The organism is Tabrizicola aquatica (assembly GCF_002900975.1).
GTDB classification, from domain to species: domain Bacteria; phylum Pseudomonadota; class Alphaproteobacteria; order Rhodobacterales; family Rhodobacteraceae; genus Tabrizicola; species Tabrizicola aquatica.
In genome coordinates, this window is the sequence record NZ_PJON01000001.1 from 496,836 (window position 1) to 514,354 (window position 17,519).

Genomic DNA, 17,519 nt, shown 5'->3' on the forward strand with positions numbered 1-17,519 from the left:
GTGACAACTTTTTGTTTTCATTGATTTTTAAGCGGCGTCTGACATGATTCCGCGAGGACCACCAGAAAGGACGGGCGACATGGTCGGGCACGAGACGGAGTTGATGCTGAAGGGCTATGGCCTGACAACGGCCGAGCTTTACTATCGGATGCCGGATTATCGTAATGTTCTCAACAGCTTCATCTGGCAGGAGTATGACCTTGCCCCGGATTATCCGAAGCTTTTTCAGTTCATCGAGTTCTGGCACGACCAGATTGAAGGCCCGTTGCATTCGGTGCGCTTTACCCATCGCAAGCTGATCGCCCCGGGCGAGTGGCGCAATGTCGTGGGGGAGTTTCGCGTGCATTGAGCGTAGGGTGGGGTTGAATCCCACCCTACGGCTGAACCTTGCGTCGGGCAGCGGCTTTGAGTAGGGCCGCCGGCATGACGCGCCCCGCTTCCATACCGCTGCCCCTGACCAGTCTTGACGCGCTGGAGCGGGCCGGATTGACCGACCCGGCCGAGCGTGCGGTCCTGGATGCGGTGGCGGCCGAGTTCCGGGTGCGGATCTCTCCGGCGATGGCCGAGGTTGCGTCGGACGGTGTGCGGGCGCAGTTCGTGCCGGACGCGCGCGAATTGCAGGTAGTGCCGGAAGAATTGGCCGATCCGATCGGCGATGATGCGCATCGGTCGGTGCCGGGACTGACGCATCGCTATCCCGACCGGGCGATCCTGCATGCGACGCAGACCTGCGAGGTCTATTGCCGCTTCTGTTTCCGGCGCGAGACGGTGGGGGAGAGCGGTACCTTGGCCGAGGTCGAGTTCGACCGGGTGGTCGACTATTTGCGCCGGACGCCGGCGGTGCGCGAGGTGATCTTTACCGGGGGCGATCCCTTGGTCCTCTCGGCGCGGCGGCTGGGGGCGATGCTGGACCGGCTGGAGGCGCTGGGGACAATGGACCTGGTGCGGTTCCACACGCGGGTGCCGGTGGTGGCGCCCGAGAAGGTGAGCGGGGCCCTGGTCGCGGCTTTGGACCGGGCGCTGCCGGTCTGGCTGGTGGTGCATACCAACCATCCCGACGAGATGACTGGGGCAGCGGCAGCGGCCTTGCGGCGTCTGAACCGGGCGGGGGTGCCGCTTTTGTCGCAGACGGTGTTGCTGCGGGGTGTGAATGCGGATGCCGACACGCTGGAGCGGCTGTTCCGGGTGCTGATTCGCAACCGGGTGAAGCCGTACTATCTGCATCACCCGGATCTGGCGAAGGGAACGGGGCATTTCCGGGTCACGCTGGAGGAGGGGCAGGCGATCATGGCCGCCTTGCGCGGGCGGCTGACCGGGATCGCGCAGCCCCTCTATGTGCTGGATATTCCCGGCGGTCACGGCAAGGTTCCGGTCGGGCCGGGCTATCTGCGGCGCGAAGGCGACCACTGGGTGGTGACCGATCCGCAGGGGTGCGAGCATTCCTACCGGGATCTTTGAAGCGACCCCCGGGGCGCTGCCCCGGACCCCGGGATATTTATGGACAGAGAATGGCTACTTCGCGCGCGTCGGGCGGTCGAAGACCTTTTTGCCCATCAGGGAGCCGACCAGATCGACCATCAGGCGCGCTGTCATGCCGCGGTCGTCGAGGAAGGGGTTGAGTTCGACGAGGTCGAGCGAGGTGACAAGCCCGGATTCGTGCAGGAGTTCCATGACGAGGTGCGCCTCGCGAAAGGTCGTGCCGCCGGGGACGGTGGTGCCGACGGCGGGGGCGATCGAGGGGTCGAGGAAGTCGACGTCGAGAGAGACGTGAAGCATCCCGCCCTCGCGCCGGACAAGGTCGAGGAATTCGCGCAAGGGGGCGACAAGGCCGCGTTCGTCGATGACGCGCATGTCGTTGACCTGGATGTCGCGCTCCAGCATCGCGGCCTGTTCGGCCGGGTCGACCGAGCGGATGCCGAACATGCAGATCCGGTGTGCGGGGACGGGTGCGGGGAAGGGCGGGAAGGCGTCGAACCCGTCGCGGCCGTTGATATAGGCAAGCGGCGTGCCGTGCAGGTTGCCGGAGGTCGTGGTCAGCGGCGTGTGGAAGTCGGAATGCGCGTCAAGCCATAGGAGGAAGAGCGGCCGGTCCTGGCGATGGGCGAAGGCGGCGGCGCCGGCGGCGGACCCCAGCGCCAGCGAGTGGTCGCCGCCCATCACGATGGGAAAGCCGCCTTGGCTGAGGGCGTCGTCGACCTTGTCCATCAGGGCCACGGTCCAACCGACGGTTTCGGCCAGGGAATGGACGGCCGGGTTCGGGCAGGCCACGGCGAGAAGCGGGGGCAGGGTGAGATCGCCCCAATCCTCGACCCCGTGGCCTTCGGAGGCGACCTCGCGCGCGATGCCGGCGACGCGGTAGGCGGCGGGGCCCATCAGGCAGCCGGGGCGGCGCTGGCCGGTGTCGATGGGCGCGCCGATGAGGATGGTCTTGGGCATGTGGGCCTCCGCCTGTTTGCCTTGGTGTAGCGGGGGCGGGCGGCCGGTGGCAACGGGCAATCCGGCGGGGGAGCCGCGGCCACGCCGGCAGATCGCCGATCCTGCGCGGCGGAAGGGCGCAGGTTTGCCTTGGTGTAGCGGGGGCGGGCGGTCGGTGGCAACGGGCAATCCGGCGGGGGGAGCGGTGGCAGCGCCGGCAGATCGCCGATCCTGCGCGGCGGAAGGGCGCAGGTTTGCCTTGGTGTAGCGGCGGCGGGCGGTCGGTGGCAACGGGCAATCCGGCGGGGGGAGCGGTGGCAGCGCCGGCAGATCGCCGATCCTGCGCGGCGGAAGGGCGCAGGGGGATTTCCGTGGGCGGGGTTAGCGCCTATCATGGGGAGAACATAGGGGGCGGCATGATCGTCGAGCTTGGGCATTTCGCGTTGATCGTGGCGTTGATGGTGGCGCTGGTGCAATCCACCCTGCCGCTGTGGGGGGCGCATCGCGGCGATGCGCGGCTGATGGCGCTGGCGGAACCCGCCGCGCTGGCGCAGGCGGTGCTGGTCGCGGCGTCCTTCGCGGCGCTGACCTATGCCTTTGTCGTGTCCGACTTTTCGCTGGCGGTGGTGGTGTCGAACTCGCATACCGCCAAGCCGATGCTGTACAAGATCAGCGGCGTCTGGGGGAACCATGAGGGCTCGCTTCTGCTGTGGGTCTTGATCCTGGCGGTCTATGGCGCGGCGGTGGCGCTGTTCGGGCAGGGGCTGCCGACGCGGCTGAAGGCGCGGGTTCTGGCGGTGCAGGGGATGGTGGGGGTGGCGTTCCTGCTGTTCCTGCTGCTGACCTCGAACCCGTTCTGGCGGCTGGAAGTGCCGCCGATGGATGGGCAGGACCTTAATCCGTTGTTGCAGGACCCCGGGCTCGCCTTCCATCCGCCGTTCCTTTACCTTGGCTATGTCGGCCTGAGCATGGCGTTCAGCTTCGCGGTGGCCGCGCTGATCGAGGGGCGGGTGGATGCCGCCTGGGGCCGCTGGGTGCGGCCGTGGACGCTGGCGGCCTGGGTGTTCCTGACCATCGGCATCGCTCTGGGGTCCTGGTGGGCCTATTATGAACTGGGCTGGGGCGGGTTCTGGTTCTGGGACCCGGTGGAAAACGCCAGTTTCATGCCCTGGCTACTGGCAGCCGCGCTGCTCCATTCGGCCATCGTGGTCGAGAAGCGCGAAAGCCTGAAGGCCTGGACGATCCTGCTGGCGATCCTGGCCTTCGGCTTCAGCCTGATCGGCACCTTCATCGTGCGGTCCGGCGTCATCACCAGCGTGCATGCCTTTGCCAATGATCCCGAGCGGGGGGTGTTCATCCTGATGATCCTGGCCTTCTTTACCGGCGGCGCGCTGATCCTGTTCGCGGCGCGCGCAGGAACGATGGAGGCGAAGGGCGTATTCTCGACCGTCAGTCGGGAAAGTGCGCTGGTGGCGAACAACATCCTGCTGACCGTCTCGGCCTTCGTGGTCTTTGTCGGCACGATCTGGCCCCTGGTGGCCGAGATGCTTTTGGACCGGGCGGTCAGCGTGGGCGAGCCGTTCTTCAACGCGGCCTTCACGCCCTTCATGGTGGCCTTGGCGCTGATCCTGCCAGTGGGGGCGATGCTGGCCTGGAAGCGCGGCACGGTCGGGCGAAGCTTGCGCGGGCTGGTGCCGGCGCTGGTGCTGGCGCTGTCCCTGGGCGCGCTGGCCTATGCGATGCAGACCAACCGGACGGCGCTGGGGCCAATCGGGCTGGCGCTGGGGGCCTGGGTGGTCTTTGGCGCGCTGACCGACCTTTGGGCGCGGACCGGGCGCGAGAGCCTGGGTGCGCGCTTTGCCCGGCTGGGACGCCTGCCGCGGGCCGACTGGGGCAAGGCCACGGCGCATCTGGGGCTGGGCGTCACGATCTTTGCCGTGTCGGCCATGCTGGCCTGGAAGATCGAGGATATCCGCGTGGTCCAGGTTGGCGAGACCTTCCCGCTGGGGCCTTATGAGGTGCGGTTGGACGACGTGCGCGAGGTGGAGGGGCCGAATTACTATTCGACCATGGGCTTCCTGACCGTGCTGCGCGATGGGGCCGTGGTGACCGAGTTGACCCCGGAAAAGCGCGTCTATCCGGTGGCGGCGATGCCGACGACCGAGGCTGCCATCGATTATGGCTTCCTGCGCGATGTCTATCTGGTGCTGGGGGACCGCCAGGCCTCGGGCGGGTGGGCGGTGCGCAGTTACATCGAGCCCTTTGCCAACTGGCTGTGGGCGGGATGCCTGCTGATGGCCCTGGGCGGGCTGCTGAGCCTGACCGACCGGCGCTATCGGGTGGCTGCGGGGGCGCGCAGGGTTCCGGCCGGGGTGCCGGCAGAATGAGCGGGTTTCTGACGCGCGGTGCGTGCAGGCACGCACCCTACGTGCTGGCGCTGTTTCTGAGCGTCTCGCCTGTGCTTGCGGTGCAGCCGGATGAAATCCTGGCCGATCCGGCGCTGGAGGCGCGAGCGCGCGAGATCAGCCGGGATATCCGCTGCCCGGTCTGCCAGGGCGAATCGATCGACGATTCCAGCGCGCCGATCAGCCGGGACCTGCGGATCATCATCCGCGAGCGGCTGGTGGCGGGCGACAGCGACCGCGAGGTGGTGGACTATATCGTCGCGCGCTATGGCGAGTTCGTGCTGTTCAACCCGCGGCCCGAGGGGTCGAACCTGATCCTGTGGCTGGCGGGGCCGGCGCTGCTTCTGGCCGGGGTCGGGGTTGCCGTCGCAGCGGCGCGGCGCCGGCGCGTGGTGCCCGAGACGGCACTGACGGCCGAAGAAGAAGCACGGCTGAAGGATCTCTTGCGGGAGTAGGGTGGGCGGTATCGCCCACCTTCCGCCGAAGCGTGACGCCGCGTCGGGCTTGGCCCTGGCGCCGGGCCGGTTAGGCTGCACGCAGGACAGAGGGGGATGCGGATGTCGGAACTGGTTCGGGTCGAGGTCGAAGGGGGCGTGCATCGGATCACGCTGAACCGGCCAGAGGTCAGGAATGCGCTGAACCGCCGCTTGCGGGCCGAGCTGACGGCGGCGCTTCTGGCGGGCCATGCGGCGCGGGTGATCGTGTTGACCGGGGCGGGGGCGGGGTTCTGCTCGGGCCAGGATCTGGGCGATGCGCAGGGTCTGGACGAGGCCGGGTTCGAAGGCGTCCTGAACGGGGAATATGTGCCGATGATCCGGGCGATCACTGAAGCTCCGGTGCCGGTGATCGCGGCGGTGAACGGGGTGGCGGCGGGGGCGGGGGCGAACCTGGCGCTGGCCTGCGACCTGGTGATCGCGGCGGAAAGCGCCACGTTTATCCAGGCTTTCACGCGGATCGGGTTGATCCCGGATGCCGGCGGGACCAGCTTCCTGCCGCGCCGGGTGGGATTGCAACGGGCGATGGGCGCGGCGCTGCTGGCGGAACCCGTCAGCGCGGCGCAGGCCGAGGCCTGGGGCATGATCTGGGAAGCTGTACCCGACGACCGCTTTGCCGCGGTGGTGGCCGCGCGGGCGGCGCAGCTGGCGGCGGGGCCCACGGGGGCCTATGCGGCGCTGAAACAGGCGCTGCGCGGGGCGTTCGACCAGCCGCTGGAGGCGCAGTTGGCGGTCGAGGCGCGGTTGCAGGGGCTCTGCGGCGCCAGTGCGGATTTCCGCGAGGGCGTGGCGGCCTTTGCCGCAAAGCGCGCGCCGCAGTTCACCGGGCGCTGATCCGTAGGGTGGGGTTCAACCCCACCCTACGCCGGGGTCAGACGCCGCGCGCCAGGGCCGCGACGCCGGTGCGGGCAATCTCCACCAGGCCCAGCGGACGCATGAGTTCGGCGAAGGCGTCGATCTTTTCCGGCGTGCCGGTCATCTCGAAGACAAAGCTTTCCAGCGTCGAATCCACCACATTGGCACGGAAGATCTCGGCCAGGCGCAGCGCCTCGATCCTGTGGTCGCCCTTGCCCTGGACCTTGACCAGCGCCAGTTCGCGCTGGACCGACGGCCCCTCGGCGGTCAGGTCGTGGACGGCGTGGACCGGGACCATGCGGCTAAGCTGCTTTTCGATCTGGTCGATCACGGCGGGGGTGCCGCGGGTCACGATGGTGATCCGGCTGCGGTGGCCGGTATGGTCCACCTCGGCGACGGTCAGGCTGTCGATGTTGTAGCCCCGCCCCGAGAAGAGGCCGATCACGCGGGCCAGCACGCCCGGCTCGTTCTCGACGATCACGGCCAGGGTATGGCTCTCTTCGATCTCGGACAGGGCCGAGCGGAGATCATAGGCGGAATGGCTGGTCGAGCCCTTCTTGATGTTCAATGCGGACATGGTGCTTTCCGTTTGGCTGGCGTGCCCGGCGTCATGCCGGACCCACGCGGGGTAAGAGGGGAACAGGGGGCGGGCATCAGGCGGGCGCCTCGCCTGGGGCCGCGCGCCAGTGCAGCAGCAGTCCGGCCAGCGCGGCCAGAAGGACCGGCGTCAGCAGGACCGCGCCGATCAGGCGGCCGTCGGTGAAACCGAGCAAGGCGTTGGCGGCCAGAAGGACCCCGCCCAGCCAGAGGCAGGCCAGCAGGATGAGGGCAGGCAGGCTGCGGCCCAGCACCCCCGCCCGGACGAGGAACAGGCCGATCGCCGCCATCATCGCCGCCTCATAGTACCACAGGTAGGGCGCCGACAGCAGCATGGCGAGCATCAGACCAGCCGCCTTGGCGTCAAAGCCAACCCGACGCGAGCGCCAGAGCGCGAAAAGCATCCCCGCCACCCCAAGCGCCAGCCCCCATTGCAGGGTCATGGCCGTCGGCGGCGCAAGGCCTAGCATCACCATCAGATAGAACGGCCCGACCATCAGATGCAGGTCCGGGATCGACTGTATCAGGGTGTCGCCGACGCCGCTCAGTGCCTGGGCGAAGGCGGGCCAATAGGCCGGGCCGAACGCCAGCGTCGGCACCACGGCCAGGACCAGCGCAGTCAGCGCGGCGACCAGGATCGTGCGCCACAGTCCGGCGGCGACCAGCGCCACGGGGATGAGGAGGCCAAGCTGCGGTTTCAGCGTCAGGCAGCCGATGCAGAGGCCCGCCAGCGTGAAGCGCCCGGCGCGCAGTGCCGCCAGCGCCGCCACAAAACCGGCCAGCCAGATCAGGTTGTTCTGGCCCAGGATCAGCGTGGGCACATAGGCCGGCGCCAGCGTCAGGGCCAGCCAAACCGGCACCGCGCCTGCACTGAACGGGCGCATCGCCAGCCCCATCAGCCCGACCGAGACCAGCGTCATCACCAGGAGGGCCGGCGCGAAGGGCAGGGCGCCCAGCGGCATCAGCAAGAGCAGATAGCCCGGCGGATAAAGCCAGGGCATGTAATCGTCCGGGTTGATGCCATGCACCTCGGCCAGGCGCGCCATGTCGAAGGCGGCCAGCGGCTCTCCGGCCAGGGCCAGTTGGCCCGCGGCCCAGAACACGCGGAAGTCGATCGCCAGGGCCTGGGTGCCTGGTTGGGCGGTCAGGATGAAAGCGGTCTGCAGGATTGCATAGGAGAACAGGGCGGTGACGGTCACGCCTGCCAGGACCACCGCCCAGAGGGCAGGGCCCAGCAACGCCCGAACCCGGGCGTCGGCAGCAAGGCGTGACGCGCGGTCCTGCATGGGTCAGACCAGGACCGCACCCGAGCGGAAGGCAGCGGCATCGGCGGAAAGCAGCATCTCGTTGTGCGGCTTGCCCGAGGGGATCATCGGGAAGCAGTTCTCGTGCTTTTCCACAAGGCAGTCAAAGATCACCGGGCCATCGTAGCGGATCATTTCCATGATCGCGTCGTCCAGGTCCTTGGGGTCCTCGCACTTGATGCCCTTGCAGCCGAAGGCCTCGGCCAGCTTGACGAAGTCGGGCAGGCTTTCCGACCAGGACGAGGAATAGCGTTCGCCATGCAGCAGTTCCTGCCACTGGCGGACCATGCCAAGGCGTTCGTTGTTCAGGATGAACTGCTTGACCGGGGCGCGGAACTGCATTGCGGTGCCCATTTCCTGCATGTTCATCAGCCAGGACGCCTCACCGGCGACGTTGATGACCAGGGCATCGGGATGCGCGATCTGCACGCCGATGCTGGCAGGCAGGCCATAGCCCATGGTCCCAAGGCCACCCGAGGTCATCCAGCGGTTCGGGTCCTCGAACCCCAGGAACTGCGCAGCCCACATCTGGTGCTGGCCCACTTCGGTGGTGATGTAGCGGTCCATGCCCTTGGTCAGGGCCTCCAGCCGCTCCAGCGCGTATTGCGGTTTGATCGTGGTGGTGGAGTTCTTGTAGGACAGGCACTTCACCGCGCGCCATTCGTCGATCTGCTTCCACCAGCTGGCCAGGCCGCGCTGGTCGGTCCTGGACCCGCGCGCGCGCCACTGGCGCAGCACTTCCTCCAGCACGCGGGTCACGTCGCCGACAATCGGCACGTCCACGCGGATGACCTTGTTGATCGACGAGGGGTCGATGTCGATGTGGGCCTTCTTCGACTTGGGGCTGAAGTCCTTGATCCGCCCGGTGATCCGGTCATCGAAGCGAGCCCCGATGTTGATCATCACGTCGCAGCCGTGCATCGCGAGGTTGGCCTCGTAAAGCCCGTGCATCCCCAGCATGCCGACCCAGTTCTTGCCCGAGGCCGGGTAGCTGCCCAGGCCCATCAGGGTCGAGGTGATCGGGAAGTTCGTCTCGGCCACCAGTTCGCGCAAGAGTTGGCTGGCGCGGGGGCCCGAGTTGATGACGCCGCCGCCGGTGTAGAAGATCGGGCGTTCGGCGGTCTCCATCAGCTCGACCAGGCGGGCGATCTGGTCGGCATCGCCTTCGGTGCGGGGCTGGTAGTGGCTGACCCTGGCTTTTTCGGCGGGGGTGTAGTCGGCGGTGGCGAACTGCACATCCTTGGGGATGTCGATCAAGACCGGGCCGGGGCGGCCGTGGGTCGCGACATGGAAGGCCTGGTGGATGGTGTCGGACAGCTTCGCCGTGTCCTTCACCAGCCAGTTCATCTTGGTGCAGGGGCGGGTGATGCCGACCGTATCCGCCTCCTGGAAACCATCGGTGCCGATCATGAAGGTCGGGACTTGGCCGGTCAGCACCACGATGGGGATCGAGTCCATCAGCGCGTCGGTCAGGCCGGTCACCGCGTTCGTGGCCCCTGGACCCGAGGTCACCAGCGCCACGCCGGGCTTGCCGGTCGACCGCGCATAGCCTTCCGCCATGTGGACGGCGCCCTGTTCGTGGCGGACAAGGATGTGGCGGATGTCGTTCTGCAGGAACAGTTCGTCATAAATGGGAAGCACGGCACCGCCGGGATAGCCGAAGACGACCTCGACGCCCTGATCCTTCAGGGCCTGGACCACCATCTTCGCACCGGTCATCTGCTTCGACATCTCTCGCATCTCCTTACAGCGCAACAAAAAGCCCCCGGAAGTTTCCTTCGGGGGCGCATGGGAACCACTATGGTCAAACCGTCACCGGCCCATGCGCTTCCTTCCTACGATGACAAGAATTCCGGCCATTGGCCCATCCCTTCATGTTCGGTCGGAACAGTAGGGGCGGATATGCCGGGCGTCAACGGGATTTGCAATCTGAAAATGTCGCTTTCCGGGTCTGTTTTTGAACTTTTGTTGCGGCACGATGCCGCGCTGCGCAACTTTCACAACTTTGCGCAAAAAGGCACGGTGGTTGCGCGGTGGTGGGCAAGTGAAGGGGGCCGCAAGTGGCGCTATCCAGGTGGGGTTTGCGGCCGGGACGGTTCCCGGTCGATGGGAGAGTGACATGAAGCTGTACTATTCGCCCGGCGCCTGCTCGCTGGCATCGCACATCACGCTGGCCGAGGCCGGGGTGCCTTTCACCGCCGAGAAGGTGGACATCCGCGCCAAGCGCACCGAGACCGGCGCCGATTTCGCCGCGATCAACCCGCGCGGTGCGGTTCCGGCGCTGGACCTGGGCAATGGCGAAGTGCTGACCGAAGGCGTGGCGATCATGCAGCACGTCATGGACAGCGCCGCCCCGGGCGCGCTTCCGGCGGCCGGCACCCTGGCCCGTGCCCGCCTGACCGAGGCGCTGAACTATGTCGCGGCCGAGGTGCACAAGACCTATTCGCCCTTCTTCTATGGCATCGAGGGCGAGGCGAAGGACAAGCAGATGTCGCTTCTGGACGCGCGCCTGCAAGTGGTCGAGGACCGTCTTGCCACCCGCGACTGGCTGGCGGGCGACGCCTATACCCCTGCGGATGCCTATCTGTTCACCGTGACCAACTGGTCGGCGCATGTCGGCCACGACCTGGCGAAGTTCCCGCGCATCACCGCCCTGCGCGCCAAGGTCGCCGCCCGCCCGGCCGTGCAGCAGGCGCTGAAGGCCGAGGGGCTGGCCGCCTGAACCAAGAGGGGGGGGCCGCGCGGCCCCCCTTTCGCTGACCTCAGCCGATGAAGGCCAGATAGACGCCATAGGCCGCAAGCAGGCCCGCCCCGGCGATCCGGGGCAAGCCGCCCAGGACAAAGGCCACCACGGCAAGGCCCACCGAAGCGCCGGCAACCCACCACATGTCGATGGCGGCAAAGCGGGCCTCGGCCGGGATCGGCGCGACCAGCGCGGTGATCCCCAGGATGCCGAACAGGTTGAAGATGTTCGACCCGACGATGTTGCCGACCGAAATCTCGGTATGCTTTCGGAAGGCGGCGATGACGCTGGTTGCAAGCTCGGGCAGCGAAGTGCCGACGGCGACGATGGTCAGGCCGATCACCGCCTCGGAAATCCCGAAGTCGCGGGCGATGGTGGTGGCGCTGTCCACCAGGAACCGCGCACCGATCACCAGACCGACGAGGCCTGCGCCGGTCATCACCCAGGGCTTCCAGTTCGGGCCGAACGTCTCGGTATCGCCTTCGGGCGGGTGACCGCTGCCGGCGATGAAGGCCGTGGTCAAAAAGGCCACGAGGCCCGCCAGCAGGATCAGCCCGTCCATCCGGGTGACTTGGCCGTCCAGCAGCATGACCCAGATCGCCGCAGTCGCCGCCAGCATGAAGGCAAGGTCGCGCCACAACTTGCGGCCGGGGATGATCAGGGGCGCGATCAGGGCCGAGATGCCAAGGATCAGCAGGATGTTCGAGATGTTCGAGCCGATCACGTTGCCGATGGCGATGCCGGGCGCGGGTGGGGTGGCCAGTGCGGCCTGGACCGAGACGATCAACTCGGGCGCCGAAGTGCCGAAGCCGACGATGGTCAGCCCGATCAGCAAGGGCGACAAATGGAAGGCGCGGGCAATGGACGAAGCCCCGCGCACAAGAAACTCGCCCCCCGCCACCAGGATGACGAGGCCGAGAAGAAACATAAGATAAGTCACGCTGAATCCCCGATTGCTTTCGCGGAAAGGTTGGGGGGCGGCTGCCAAATGCAAGGGGCAGCGGGCAGAATTCTGCGCTGGCACGACGGGACTGTGTCGCAAATATCGGCCAGGCGATTGATTCTGCCCCTGCGGCAACCCCGGCGCGTTGCGTGGGCGTTTGTTGCGAAGCTGGGCATTCGCGCCCCGGTTGCCGGCCGCGATCGGTGCCGTCGACCCCGGACATGGCTGCTTTGGTAAGGTTTCCTGACCGGAGCCCGGAAACTCGCGCAGATTTTGGTTCTCAACCGGCGGAAGGTTCTCTAGGCTTCCGGCCTGTACGTCCTGTGTTGGTCCGCAGGGCGCAATGAGAGCAACAGTGGAGGAGACCCGAATGGATCGACGCTCATTTCTGACCAAAGCGACCGTTGGCGGCGTTGCCGCCGGAGCGGCTGCGACCCTGGCCGCGCCGGCGATTGCCCAGGACGCCCCGACTGTCACCTGGCGGGTGACCTCGTCCTTCCCCAAGTCGCTGGACACCATCTTTGGCGCTGCCGACACGATGTCGCGCTATGTGTCGGAAATGACCGACGGCAAGTTCACGCTGCAGGTGTTCCCGGCTGGTGAACTGGTCCCCGGTCTGGAAGCGGCTGACGCCGTCGCCGCCGGCACGGTCGAGGCCTGCCATACCGTTCCCTACTACTACTGGGGCAAGGATCCGTCCTATGCGCTGGGGGCTGCGGTTCCCTTCGGCCTGAACGCCCGGATGATGAACGCCTGGTTCTACTATGGCGGCGGCATCGACATGATGAACGAGTTCTATGCCACGCAGAACATGATCGCCTTCCCGGCCGGCAACACCGGCGTGCAGATGGCGGGCTGGTACCGGAAAGAGATCAACTCGGTCGCCGACCTTCAGGGTCTGAAGATGCGGATCGGGGGCTTTGCCGGCAAGGTGATCGAGAAGCTGGGCGTCGTGCCGCAGCAGATCGCGGGCGGCGACATCTATCCGTCGCTGGAAAAGGGCACCATCGACGCGGCGGAATGGGTCGGCCCCTATGACGACGAGAAGCTGGGCTTCCAGAAGGTTGCGCCCTACTACTACTATCCCGGCTGGTGGGAGGGTGGCCCGTCGATCGCGACGATGATCAACCTGGCCAAGTGGAATGAGCTTCCCCCGGCCTATCAGGCCGCGATGCGCGCCGCTTGCGCGGTGGCGAACCTGGACATGCTGGCCAGCTATGACTGGAAGAACCCGACGGCGCTGAAGTCGCTGGTGGCCAATGGCGCCCAGCTGCGTCCGCTGCCGCAGGACGTCCTGTCCGCCGCCTTCGACGCCGCGACCGCGACCTATGCCGAGGTTTCGGCGACGAACGAGACCTTCAAGAAGATCTGGGAATCGCAGTCGGCCTTCCGCCGCGACGCCTATCTGAATGCGCAGATCGCCGAATACAACTATGACGTGTTCATGATGTCGCAGCAGCAGGCTGGCAAGCTGTAAGCTTCGGCTTCTGAAATGGAAACGGCCCCGGGGAAACCCGAGGCCGTGGTCGTTTCGGGGCCTGGGACCGGCCGTCAGGGCGTGACGACCGGTGCCCCCAACTGCGGTGCGCCCAGTTGCGGTGCCCCCAGTTGCGGTGCGCCAAGGCCGGGTTGGGCCGGGGCCGCGCCGTCGGCTGGGGCGCCGAAGTTTGGCGTGCCCAGCGATGGTGCCCCAAGGTTCGGTGCGCCCAAGTTCGGTGCCCCAAGATTCGGGGCCCCCAGGGCCGGTGCGCCGCCCGGGGCCGGTGCGCCGGGTGCCAGGGGCGCGAAGCCCGGCACGGTGATCTCGATCGAGTTCGGGTCGACCACCGGGCCCTTGTAGTGCATCACCATCTGCGGGAAGGCGATCACGGCGATGATCATCACCACCTGGATGCAGATGAAGGGGATCGCGCCCTTGTAGATCTCGCCCGTGCGGATCCCGTCCATGTTCTTGCCGGTGACCTTGTCCAGATAGGGCACCTTCGCCGCGACCGAGCGCAGATAGAACAGCGCAAAGCCGAAGGGCGGGGTCAGGAACGAGGTCTGCAGGTTCATCCCCAGGATCACGCCCAGCCAGATCAGGTCGATGCCCAGGCTGTCGGCAGCCGGAGCGATCAGTGGGATCAGGATGAAGGCGATTTCGAAGAAGTCCAGGAAGAAGCCCAGGACAAAGACGATCAGGTTCACCACCAGTAGGAAGCCATACTCTCCGCCCGGCACGGCGGTCAGCAGCTCCTCGACCCAGATATGGCCGTTCACGCCGTAGAAGGTCTGCGAGAACACCCGCGCGCCGATCAGGACGAACATGACGAAGGCTGACAGCCGCGTGGTGGCGACCAGGGCCGAGTGTAGGACCGGAAAACGGAAACGGCCCTTGGCGAAGGCCAGGATCATGGCGCCAAGCGCGCCCATCGCGCCGCCCTCGGTCGGGGTGGCAAGGCCGATGAAGATCGTGCCCAGCACCAGGAAGATCAGCGCCAGCGGCGGGATCAGCACCATGATCACCTGCTGCGCCAGCCGCGACAGCAGGTTCAGCCCCAGGTAACGGTCGGCCAGCGCATAAAGATAGATCAGCAGCGTCCCCACCGTTGCGCCCAGCACGTCGGCATTGGCGCCCCAGTCGGCATAGGCCCACAGATGCACCCCGTAGCTGATCGCGACGCAGGCCCCCAGCGCGACCAGAAGCGAGGTCACCCCCCCGCCCAGCGTCCGCGCCTCGGGCGGCAGGGCCGGAACCTTGTGCGGCTGGAAGATCGCGATCATCGCGACATAGCCCAGATACATCCCCGTCAGCACCAGGCCGGGGATCAGCGCCCCGGCATACATGTCGCCCACCGACCGGCCCAGCTGGTCGGCCAGGATGATCAGCACCAAGCTGGGCGGAATGATCTGCGCCAGTGTCCCCGAGGCCGCAATGACCCCGGTCGCCGTGCGCTTGTCATAGCCGTAACGCAGCATGATCGGCAGCGAGATCAGCCCCATCGCGATGACGCTGGCCGCCACGACCCCGGTCGTCGCCGCCAGAAGCGCGCCCACCAGGATCACCGCAAAGGCGAGGCCCCCCCGGATCGGGCCGAACAACTGGCCGATCGTGTCCAGAAGATCCTCGGCCATCCCGCTTCGTTCCAGGATGATGCCCATGAAGGTGAAGAACGGGATCGCCAGCAGCGTCTCGTTCGACATGATGCCCCAAAGCTGGCGCGGCAGGTTGCCAAGGAGCGGCCAGTCCAGCGTGATCTCGCCGCCCGACAGGGGCGCCAGCCAGACGCCGATGGCAAAGAACATCAGACCGTTGGCCGCCAGCGAGAAGGCGACCGGATAGCCAAGCAACAGGAACAGCACCAGGCTGGCGAACATGATCGGCGCCATGTTGTGGGCGATGATTTCCAGCATCAACGCGTCTCCCCGTCGGCATTGGCCACGACCTTGGCCAGTTCCGCGCCCTCTTGTTCGGCCGCTTGATGGGCCGAGACGAAGGGGTGCGGGTCCTCGATCAGGCCCTGCATCACCGCGATCTTCTTGATGATTTCCGCCAGGACCTGCGCGATCAGCAACACGAAGCCGGCCGCCAGGATCGCCCGCGCCGGCCAGATGATCAGACCGCCCGCGTTGTTCGAGACCTGGCCGACCTGATAGGCCTGCCAGGCATAGGGGATCAGCATCCAGGTCATCAGCACCACGAAGGGCAGGGTAAAGACCACATGGCCGAACAGGTCGATCCAGTGCTGCGTGCGCCGGCTGCGGCTGCCGTAGAAGATGTCGATGCGGATATGCTCGTTCTGCTGCAAGGTATAGGCCGCCGCCCCCATGAAGGCCGCGCCGAACAGGTACCACTGCAGTTCAAGCAACGAGTTCGACGACCAGTTGATCGCCTTGCGCACGATCGCGTTCCCGGCGCTGACCAGCACCGCGACCAGGATCAGCCACATGACCGATTTTCCGACAAAGGCACTGACGCGGTCGATGCCGCGTGCCAGGCCAAGCAAAGCCTGCATTCCCAATCCTCCCCCTGGGTGGCCGCCGGTTCAAGTATGGCGTGCCTTGTTCAACTGGTAAACTTATCTGGCCAATTAGACCAATTTCACACCATCGGTCAACCCGGGGTAGGTGCGCCCCCGTCAGGCTGCCGCGATGGCACGGCGTTTCAGGCGCAGGCTGACCTGGGCAATGGCCTGGATCACCGGCAGGAATTCCAGCCCCAACTCGGTCAGTCGATACTCGACCGAGGCCGCGGTGCCCTGGCTGACGATGCGCAGAAGGATGCCCCGCTCCTCCAGTTCGCGCAAGCGTTGGGTCAGGACCTTTGCAGAAACCAGGGGGATGTCGGCGCGCAATTCGGAAAACCGGCGCGGACCTTGGGCGAGGTGCCACAGGATGTTCGGTGTCCAGGCACCGCCGATGAAGGCCATGCAATCCGACAAGGGACACATCGGATGCGGCGTGCGGTTCTTGTGGCTCATGGGTCTGCCCCCCGGTCGCTGTGGCCAAGATAGGCGAGCATGGGGCGCCGGACAAGCTAGGCGGTCGTGGAAACCGGCGGGCCAAGCAGGTCCCAGCGGTTGCCGAACGGGTCGCACCAGACCGCGACGCTGCCATAGACCTCGTGCCGGGGGGCTTCCTCGAAGGTCACTCCGGCGGCCAGCATCGCGGCATGATCGCGGGCGAAGTCGTCGGTCTGCAGGAACAGGAACACCCGGCCGCCCGCCTGGTTGCCGATGGCCTGGGCCTGTTGGGCCGTGTCGGCCCGCGCCAGCACCAGCCTGGGCCCACCGCCAGGGGGTTCCACCGTGACCCAGCGCTTGCGGCCCTGGTCGATGTCCTCGGTCAGGCGGAAGCCCAGCGTGCCGACATAGAAGGCGATGGCCTGGTCATAGTCCGGCACGACAAGGGCCAGGGCGGCGATCCGGGCGGGCATCAAAAGCGGGAGTCGGGCAGGCTGATCCGGGCGACCTGTTCGGCGATCGGGTCCACCGACAGGGGATGCAGGTCTGCCACATGGTCGCCGGCATTGCCCAGGGGCTGCCAGGCGCCGCCCTTGTAGATCTCCAGCGCGTCGAAGCCGGCCTTGTAGCCCATCTTGCGGCTGCCCGGCACCCAGTAGCCCAGATAGACATAGGGCAACCCCGCCTCGCGCGCGATGGCGACGTGGTCCAGGATGACATAGGTGCCCAGGCTGAGGCTGGTCAGATCGGGGTCGTAGAAGCTGTAGACCATCGACAACCCGTCGTCGAAGACATCGGTCAGGCAGACCGCGGCCAGGGGGCGGCCCCTCTCGCCCTCGACCGGCGGGCGGGTGTATTCGATGACACGGCTTTTGATCGGGGTTTCCTCGATCATCGCGGCGAATTCGAAGATGTCCATGTCGGCCATGCCGCCGTCGGCGTGGCGTTGGTCCAGATAGCGGCGGAACAGCGTGAACTGATCCTCGGTCGCCCAGGGGCTGGTCGCGTTGCGGCGCAGGGCGGCGGCGCGCTTCAGGATGCGCTTTTGCGTGCGGCTGGGCTGAAAGTCCGCCACCCGGATGCGGGCCGAGAGACAGGCCGAACATTCCGCGCAGGAGGGGCGGTACAGCACGTTCTGGCTGCGGCGGAAGCCCTGCTTGGACAAGCTGTCGTTCAGTTTCTGCGCATGTTCGCCTTGCAGCGCGGTAAAAAGCTTCCGCTCCATCCGGCCCGGCAGGTAGGGGCAGGGTTGGGGCGCCGTCACATAGAACTGGGGCGCAAGGGGAAGCGTGTGTCGCATCGGGTCCGGCTGGGCTGGAAA

General features: G+C 66.8%; 18 protein-coding genes. 8 read left to right on the forward strand and 10 right to left on the reverse strand.

The features are described 5' to 3' along the window. Window positions 1-79 precede the first annotated feature (79 nt). Together CXR42_RS02375 and CXR42_RS02380 are read left to right on the forward strand one after the other, a co-directional pair. The gene (locus CXR42_RS02375) at window positions 80-349 is read left to right on the forward strand and encodes an usg protein (protein WP_103255903.1); all 270 of its coding nucleotides are present in this window, start codon (window positions 80-82) and stop codon (window positions 347-349) included. 74 nt (window positions 350-423) lie between these two features. Further along, entirely contained in the window at window positions 424-1,458 is a 1,035-nt protein-coding gene (locus CXR42_RS02380; RefSeq protein WP_103255904.1) for a lysine-2,3-aminomutase-like protein, read from the forward strand. Window positions 1,459-1,512: 54 nt separating this feature from the next. Here the strand turns inward: CXR42_RS02380 and rocF are convergent, their stop codons facing one another. Further along, the gene (gene rocF, locus CXR42_RS02385; RefSeq protein ID WP_103255905.1) at window positions 1,513-2,436 is read right to left on the reverse strand and encodes an arginase; all 924 of its coding nucleotides are present in this window, start codon (window positions 2,434-2,436) and stop codon (window positions 1,513-1,515) included. A gap of 395 nt (window positions 2,437-2,831) precedes the next feature. Between rocF and CXR42_RS02390 the strand changes: the two genes are divergently transcribed. From CXR42_RS02390 to CXR42_RS02400, 3 genes are all read left to right on the forward strand, one after another. After that, entirely contained in the window at window positions 2,832-4,802 is a 1,971-nt protein-coding gene (locus CXR42_RS02390) for a heme lyase CcmF/NrfE family subunit (RefSeq protein ID WP_103255906.1), read from the forward strand. Continuing rightward, window positions 4,799-5,275 (forward strand): cytochrome c-type biogenesis protein, encoded by a 477-nt coding sequence (locus tag CXR42_RS02395; RefSeq protein WP_103255907.1) that lies wholly within the window; start codon window positions 4,799-4,801, stop codon window positions 5,273-5,275. Before CXR42_RS02390 ends, CXR42_RS02395 begins: the two co-directional genes overlap by 4 nt. Window positions 5,276-5,377: 102 nt before the next feature. Next, window positions 5,378-6,148, forward strand: coding sequence for an enoyl-CoA hydratase-related protein (locus tag CXR42_RS02400; RefSeq protein ID WP_103256984.1), 771 nt, complete (start codon window positions 5,378-5,380; stop codon window positions 6,146-6,148). 37 nt (window positions 6,149-6,185) lie between these two features. Here the strand turns inward: CXR42_RS02400 and ilvN are convergent, their stop codons facing one another. The 3 genes from ilvN to CXR42_RS02415 all read right to left on the reverse strand — a co-directional run bounded on the left by ilvN (window position 6,186) and on the right by CXR42_RS02415 (window position 9,801). Beyond that, on the reverse strand, window positions 6,186-6,746 hold the full coding sequence (gene ilvN, locus CXR42_RS02405; RefSeq protein WP_103255908.1) for an acetolactate synthase small subunit: 561 nt from the start codon (window positions 6,744-6,746) through the stop codon (window positions 6,186-6,188). Between the two features lie 76 nt (window positions 6,747-6,822). Further along, window positions 6,823-8,052: a glycosyltransferase family 87 protein gene (locus tag CXR42_RS02410; RefSeq protein ID WP_103255909.1), complete on the reverse strand. Its 1,230-nt coding sequence runs from the start codon at window positions 8,050-8,052 to the stop codon at window positions 6,823-6,825. Window positions 8,053-8,055: 3 nt separating this feature from the next. Then, window positions 8,056-9,801 carry an acetolactate synthase 3 large subunit gene (locus CXR42_RS02415; RefSeq protein WP_103255910.1) on the reverse strand — a complete coding sequence of 582 codons (1,746 nt, stop codon included), beginning with the start codon at window positions 9,799-9,801 and terminating at the stop codon, window positions 8,056-8,058. Window positions 9,802-9,870: 69 nt separating this feature from the next. Here CXR42_RS02415 and CXR42_RS02420 point away from each other — a divergent pair, with 69 nt between their 5' ends. Both CXR42_RS02420 and gstA read left to right on the forward strand, forming a co-directional pair. After that, window positions 9,871-10,188 (forward strand): hypothetical protein, encoded by a 318-nt coding sequence (locus CXR42_RS02420; RefSeq protein WP_146037980.1) that lies wholly within the window; start codon window positions 9,871-9,873, stop codon window positions 10,186-10,188. A gap of 1 nt (window position 10,189) precedes the next feature. Further along, window positions 10,190-10,792 carry a glutathione transferase GstA gene (gene gstA / locus CXR42_RS02425; protein WP_103255912.1) on the forward strand — a complete coding sequence of 201 codons (603 nt, stop codon included), beginning with the start codon at window positions 10,190-10,192 and terminating at the stop codon, window positions 10,790-10,792. Window positions 10,793-10,832: 40 nt separating this feature from the next. Here the strand turns inward: gstA and CXR42_RS02430 are convergent, their stop codons facing one another. Further along, window positions 10,833-11,753 carry a sodium:calcium antiporter gene (locus CXR42_RS02430; RefSeq protein ID WP_103255913.1) on the reverse strand — a complete coding sequence of 307 codons (921 nt, stop codon included), beginning with the start codon at window positions 11,751-11,753 and terminating at the stop codon, window positions 10,833-10,835. 373 nt (window positions 11,754-12,126) lie between these two features. Here CXR42_RS02430 and CXR42_RS02435 point away from each other — a divergent pair, with 373 nt between their 5' ends. Next, entirely contained in the window at window positions 12,127-13,233 is a 1,107-nt protein-coding gene (locus CXR42_RS02435; RefSeq protein ID WP_103255914.1) for a TRAP transporter substrate-binding protein, read from the forward strand. A 74-nt stretch (window positions 13,234-13,307) separates the two neighbouring features. On the opposite strand, the gene CXR42_RS02440 is transcribed toward CXR42_RS02435, so the two are convergent. From CXR42_RS02440 to CXR42_RS02460, 5 genes are all read right to left on the reverse strand, one after another. Then, the gene (locus CXR42_RS02440; RefSeq protein WP_103255915.1) at window positions 13,308-15,149 is read right to left on the reverse strand and encodes a TRAP transporter large permease; all 1,842 of its coding nucleotides are present in this window, start codon (window positions 15,147-15,149) and stop codon (window positions 13,308-13,310) included. Continuing rightward, window positions 15,149-15,751, reverse strand: a complete 603-nt coding sequence (locus tag CXR42_RS02445; RefSeq protein ID WP_103255916.1) for a TRAP transporter small permease subunit — start codon at window positions 15,749-15,751, stop codon at window positions 15,149-15,151. Before CXR42_RS02445 ends, CXR42_RS02440 begins: the two co-directional genes overlap by 1 nt. 123 nt (window positions 15,752-15,874) lie before the next feature. Continuing rightward, window positions 15,875-16,216 carry a winged helix-turn-helix transcriptional regulator gene (locus tag CXR42_RS02450; protein WP_103255917.1) on the reverse strand — a complete coding sequence of 114 codons (342 nt, stop codon included), beginning with the start codon at window positions 16,214-16,216 and terminating at the stop codon, window positions 15,875-15,877. Window positions 16,217-16,272: 56 nt separating this feature from the next. Next, on the reverse strand, window positions 16,273-16,671 hold the full coding sequence (locus tag CXR42_RS02455; protein WP_103255918.1) for a VOC family protein: 399 nt from the start codon (window positions 16,669-16,671) through the stop codon (window positions 16,273-16,275). Then, window positions 16,671-17,498, reverse strand: coding sequence for an arginyltransferase (locus tag CXR42_RS02460; RefSeq protein WP_103255919.1), 828 nt, complete (start codon window positions 17,496-17,498; stop codon window positions 16,671-16,673). The genes CXR42_RS02455 and CXR42_RS02460 overlap by 1 nt, the downstream gene beginning before the upstream one ends. Between the last annotated feature and the right edge of the window lie 21 nt (window positions 17,499-17,519).